The sequence below is a fragment of the Streptacidiphilus melanogenes genome, from assembly GCF_000787835.1.
GTDB classification, from domain to species: domain Bacteria; phylum Actinomycetota; class Actinomycetes; order Streptomycetales; family Streptomycetaceae; genus Streptacidiphilus; species Streptacidiphilus melanogenes.
Window position 1 is genome coordinate 1 of record NZ_BBPP01000098.1, and the last position, 5,431, is coordinate 5,431.

5 protein-coding genes are annotated in these 5,431 nt (G+C 72.3%); 3 read left to right on the forward strand and 2 right to left on the reverse strand.

Annotated elements, in window-relative coordinates:
• Nucleotides 1-939 (forward strand): RHS repeat-associated core domain-containing protein (locus TR49_RS39345; protein WP_042391276.1); only part of this gene is annotated, 939 nt, incomplete at its 5' end.
• A gap of 29 nt (nucleotides 940-968) precedes the next feature.
• Nucleotides 969-1,385, forward strand: a complete 417-nt coding sequence (locus TR49_RS39350; protein WP_042391278.1) for a hypothetical protein — start codon at nucleotides 969-971, stop codon at nucleotides 1,383-1,385.
• Between the two features lie 90 nt (nucleotides 1,386-1,475).
• On the opposite strand, the gene TR49_RS39355 is transcribed toward TR49_RS39350, so the two are convergent.
• Nucleotides 1,476-2,861, reverse strand: coding sequence for an aminotransferase class III-fold pyridoxal phosphate-dependent enzyme (locus TR49_RS39355; protein ID WP_052435005.1), 1,386 nt, complete (start codon nucleotides 2,859-2,861; stop codon nucleotides 1,476-1,478).
• Between the two features lie 83 nt (nucleotides 2,862-2,944).
• Nucleotides 2,945-3,706 (reverse strand): IclR family transcriptional regulator, encoded by a 762-nt coding sequence (locus tag TR49_RS39360; RefSeq protein ID WP_042391280.1) that lies wholly within the window; start codon nucleotides 3,704-3,706, stop codon nucleotides 2,945-2,947.
• A 127-nt stretch (nucleotides 3,707-3,833) separates the two neighbouring features.
• Between TR49_RS39360 and hutH the strand changes: the two genes are divergently transcribed.
• Complete coding sequence (gene hutH, locus TR49_RS39365) at nucleotides 3,834-5,375, forward strand: histidine ammonia-lyase (RefSeq protein WP_201776287.1); 1,542 nt, start codon at nucleotides 3,834-3,836, stop codon at nucleotides 5,373-5,375.
• Nucleotides 5,376-5,431 lie beyond the last annotated feature (56 nt).

Below are 5,431 nucleotides of genomic sequence, written 5' to 3' on the forward strand. Positions count from 1 at the left end.
GCGTCGACGGGCCTGGTCGATGTGGGTGCGCGCAAGTACGACGCCACCACCGGCCGCTTCATCTCCGTGGACCCGCTCTTCGAGGCCGACGATCCGCAGTCCCTGGGTGGCTACGCCTACGCGGGCGACGATCCGGTCAGTGCCAGCGACCCGACCGGTCTGGATGACGGCTGCGATCCCTGGTTCCCGATCAGCTGCGCCTGGAACAGCCTGTTCGACACGACCAACAACGCGGCACAGAAGTACCTTGAGAAGCCGACCATGGCGGTGGCCGAGGACCTGAACCCGCTGCCCGACATCTGGCACTGCACCGATTCGATCGACCTGCGGTGCGGCCTCGGCGTGGTGTCGGTGGTGCCCCTCGGCAAGGGCGTCGGTCTGGCGGCCAAGCTCGGCTCCAAGGCGGACGACTTCTTCCGTGCCGGTCGTGACGCGGACGACCTCCTGAACGGTGGCAACAAGCTCGACAAGGCCATCGGGAAGGACTACAGCGGCGATCCGCGGGTGGACCCGAACGGGACAGGCGCGGACCCGGGCGGCCCGACTGACCACGGCGACGAACAGGCCAAGGCGTACAAGGCCAACCAGGACAACGTCAACTCCCTGCCGGGGAAGTTGAATGACATCAGGAAGGCCTTCGGCCCCTTCGGACAGACCGACCAATGGGACGAGTGGATGACGGGTCACGCTCAGCCGCGAGCCGCTGCTGACCCGGTCAACCACGCGCTCGGCCTCGCCAATGCCTGGCTGGGTGCGGCTGTCACCACCGTCGTGCTCGGCAGGTGGGTCAAGAGCATCGGGGAGTGGCTCCGGGCGAATCCCTTCCGCCGGTACGTGGCCAAGCACGCCATCGACGACGGTGCCAAGGCCATAACGAAGCAGGCCGTCGACGACTCCGTCGACACCGCCCACGTCCGGGGCCACCACCTCTACGAGTGACCGCCAGAGAGCAAAGGACCCGCACACCCATGATGACCCGAACCCGACTCGTCGCGGCGACGGCCGCCCTGCTGGCCGCCACCGCGGGGATCACCCTCGGTACGGCCGGTCCCGCCGGCGCCGCGCCGGCTGATCGGCTGACCCTGCACGGATATGGCAGCATGGCCACCGTCACGCTGCACGTCTTCACCCTGGACGGGCACGACCACACCTGGGGTGAGATCCGCTGGCAGGACTTCTTCAGCGGTTGCGTCTGGGAGGACCAGACCACCGATCCCACCCAGCGCACCTGGGACGGGCAGGTCCGCGAGACCTGTGTGAACGGTCAGTTCAACGCCGTCACCGCGGGCGCCGACAGTACCCCGCTGTACGACGGGCCGGGTTTCTGGGTGCGGGCCTGCGGCCAGGACATGGCCGGGAACGTCGTCTGCACCCCCTGGAACTGAACTGACGGGAAGTGAACTGCGGCGGCCCGGTTGAGAACCGATCAACCGGGCCGCGCCGCCTCGCGCCGACCGCCGAGCACGGCACCGCGGTCAGGCGGCGCACATCTCGTCGAGGAAGGCGTCGAGCACGGCGAGATAGGCGTCGATGTCGGCGGTGTCATGAGCGAAGCCGGCATGCGGACCCGACGAGGCGATCGCGTCCCAGATCCCTCGGTTGGCGAAGAAGACCCGCCGGGTGTCGATGAACAGCGGGTCGAGGTCCTCGTGCGCCTCGTGGGCGTTGCGGGGCAGTTCGGTGCGCAGGCAGTAACCGGACCGGGCGCCGAACCGGTGCGCGCGCCAGGCCAGGTCGTGCTTGCCCGCGCATGCCTCGATGCCGTCGGCCAGGCGGGCGCCGAGCCGGCCGATCCGCTCGTGTTCGTCCGGCGTCATCAGCTCCGTCAGGACGACCTCCGCGCAGGCCATGGACAGCGCGTTGGCGAAGAGTGTGCCGCCCAGGGCGATCCCGACCGTCTGACCCAGCTCGTCGCCCAGCTGCTCCGTGACGAGCTCGGCCAGCTCGTCTGTCATGCCGTAGGCGCCGATGGGGATGCCGCCGGCGATGCCCTTGCCACCGGTCACCATGTCGGGGCTCAACGCGTAGTGGGCGACCGCACCGCCGTAGACGTCGAACTGCGTGTGCGTCTCGTCCATCACCAGCAGGGTCCCGTGGCGCGCGCAGGCCTCCCGCAGGCCCGGCAGGAAGCCGGGGAGGGGCAGCACGGTGCCGCAGTTGGTGAGTACGCCCTCGACGAGCACGGCGGCGCAGCGGCGACGCGCGAGCACCCGCTCCGCGGCGTCGAGGTCGTTGAACTCGACGATGTCGAGATCCGGCGGTGGAGCGCCCAGGCCGGTTCCCTCGGGCACGGGCGCCCGGGTGTCGGAGTCTGTGCCCGCCTCGGCCCAGAGCGTCTCGCCCAGTTGACCGTGGTATTTGCCCGCGAAGAGCAGCACTCCCTGCCGACCCGTCGCGACCCGTGCGATCCGCAGCGCCTCGGTGTTGGCCGTCGAGGCCGAGAGGGTGAACTGCCACTTGGGCAGCCCGAAGCGCAGCCGCAGCTGCTCGCACACGGCGAGGGCGCTCTCGGAGGGCAGGAACAGCTGGACGCCGCGGGCGGCCTGGGCGGCGACCACCTCGGTGAGCCGTGGATGCGCGTAGCCGAGGACGGTCGACATGTCGCCGACGTTGAAGTCGAGGTAGCTGTTGCCGTCGACGTCCGTGAACGAAGACCCGCTGCCGTGGGCGACCCAGAGCGTCGGCGTCCGGTAGAAGCCGGCCATCCAGGGCGTGGGCACCCCGCCGGGCATCCACGCCCGGCCGCGTTCGGTCAGCGCCGCCGACGCCGGAACCCGCGCGCGGAACGCCGCGTCCTCGCGCTGCCGGATCCGCTCCAGCGCGCGCCGGTGCGCTTCGGTCAGACCGGGTGCGGCTGCCATGAGCACCCCCTCGTGGATCGGGGCCCACGATCGACCCTACGCCGGTCCGACACGAGGAGGCCCGCTGGACAGGCGCCGCCGCGTCAGCGCCCGCCCACCCTGCGGGAGAGCTCGCGTGCCGTGCGGGTCACCGCCTGGGCCAGCTCCTCGCGCTGCTCCGCGTCCAGCGCCCCGCTCTCGAAGGTGACCGCCACGCCCGCGACCGGATGGTCCGCGCGGTCGGTCACCGCTGCCGCCACGGAGGAGAAGCCGAGGGTGACTTCGCCCTCCTCGGTGGCGTAGCCGCGCCGCCGCACCTCCACCAGGCGGGTGCGCAGCGCGGTCAGCGAGCGCGGCCCGCCCACCTCCGTGCGCTGGACGAACGCGGCCGCGTCCGGGAAGAGCGCCCGCACCTGCGCCGTCGGCAGCAGTGCCAGCATGGCCCGCCCGCTCGCGGTCAGCTGAGCGGGCAGCCGTACGCCCACCTCCGTGACCAGCGGCGCCCGCCCCGGCGCGCGCTCCTCGATCAGGTAGAGCACCTCCCGGCCGTGCAGCACCGCCAGGTGCGCGTTGTGGCCTGTGCCGTCCACCAGCCGCGCCAGCGGCACCCGGGCCAGGCGCTGGAACGGGGCCTGCCGGGCGTACCCGGAGCCCAGCTCGAAGGCGCTGACGCCGAGCGCGTACCGCCGCTCCTCGGGCAGGTGGACGACGAAGCCGTCGGCCGCGAGCGTGTCGAGCAGGTGGTACGTCGTCGAGCGCGGCAGGCCCACGTCGCGGCTGATCGCGGCGGCTGGGACCGGTGCCGCCTGCCGGGCGAGATACCTGAGGACGGCCAGCACCTGGGCGGCCGCGGGCACGATGGACATGGCCGCAGCGTATCCCCGCAAGCGTCTGGGATCCCAGACATCTGAGCCGTGAAATGTCTGGGATACCAGACACAAGCCTCGGCAAACCCCTATTGAAGGGTTGCTGACCTGGTGCTTCATGGATGCCATGAACAAGGTGCTCATCGGGGTCGGCCCCCTCACCGCCGACGAAGTCGTGTCCGTCGCCCGCCTCGGGGCCGCTGTCGAGCTCTCCCTCGACGCGCAGGAGGAGATCCGGCAGAGCCGCAAGGTCATCGAGGACCTCGCGGACGACGTCACCCCGCACTACGGCGTCTCCACCGGCTTCGGCGCGCTGGCCACGCGGCACATCCCGACCGAGCTCCGCGCCCAGCTCCAGCGCAGCCTCGTCCGCTCCCACGCCGCGGGCTCCGGGCCCGAGGTCGAGCGCGAGGTCGTCCGCGCGCTGATGCTGCTGCGCCTGTCCACCCTCGCCACCGGCCGCACCGGCGTCCGTCTCGAGACCGCCCAGGCGTACGCCGACCTGCTGAACGCGGGCATCACCCCGGTCGTGCGCGAGTACGGCTCCCTCGGCTGCTCCGGGGACCTCGCGCCGCTGGCCCACTGCGCGCTCGCCGTCATGGGCGAGGGCGAGGTGCGCGACGCCGACGGCACGCAGATGCCGGCCGGGGAGGCGCTCGCCGCCGCGGGCCTGACTCCGGTCGTGCTGCGGGAGAAGGAGGGTCTCGCCCTCATCAACGGCACCGACGGCATGCTCGGCATGCTCGTCCTCGCCGCCCACGACCTGCACCGCCTGCTCGCCATTGCGGACATCACCGCCGCCATGAGCGTCGAGGCGCAGCTCGGCACCGACGCCGTCTTCGCCGCCGACCTCCAGGCCCTGCGCCCGCACCCCGGCCAGGCCGCCAGCGCCGCCAACCTGCGCGCCGTCCTCGCCGACTCGGCCATCGTCGCCAGCCACCGCGACCCCGCGAACTGCACCCGCGTCCAGGACGCCTACTCGCTGCGCTGCACCCCGCAGGTCCACGGCGCCGCCCGCGACACCCTCGCCCACGCCGAGGTCGTCGCCGACCGCGAGCTCGCCAGCGCCGTCGACAACCCCGTCGTCACCCGCGACGGCCGCGTCGAGAGCAACGGCAACTTCCACGGCGCGCCCGTGGCCTGCGTGCTCGACTTCCTCGCCATCTCCGTCGCCGACATCGCGTCCGTGGCCGAGCGCCGCACCGACCGGATGCTCGACGTGGCGCGCAGCCACGGCCTGCCTGCCTTCCTCGCCGACGACCCGGGCGTCGACTCCGGCCACATGATCGCCCAGTACACCCAGGCCGCGATCGTCTCCGAGCTCAAGCGTCTGGCCGCGCCCGCCTCGGTGGACTCCATCCCCTCCTCGGCGATGCAGGAGGACCACGTCTCGATGGGTTGGTCCGCCGCCCGCAAGCTGCGTCGCGCCGTCGACGGCCTCACCCGCGTCCTCGCGATCGAGCTGCTCACCGCTGCCCGCGCGCTGGACCTGCGCGCCCCGCTCACGCCCGCCCCGGCCACCGACGCCGTCCGCGCCGGCCTGCGCGAGCACGTCCAGGGCCCCGGCACCGACCGCTACCTCGCCCCCGAGATCGAGGCCGCGGTCCAGTACGTCGCCGACGGCCGTGCCCTGGCCGCCGCCGAGTCCGTCACCGGCCGCCTGCACTGACCTTCCTCGCCCCACCGCACCAAGGGATCCCGACATGACGATTCGCACCGATGTCA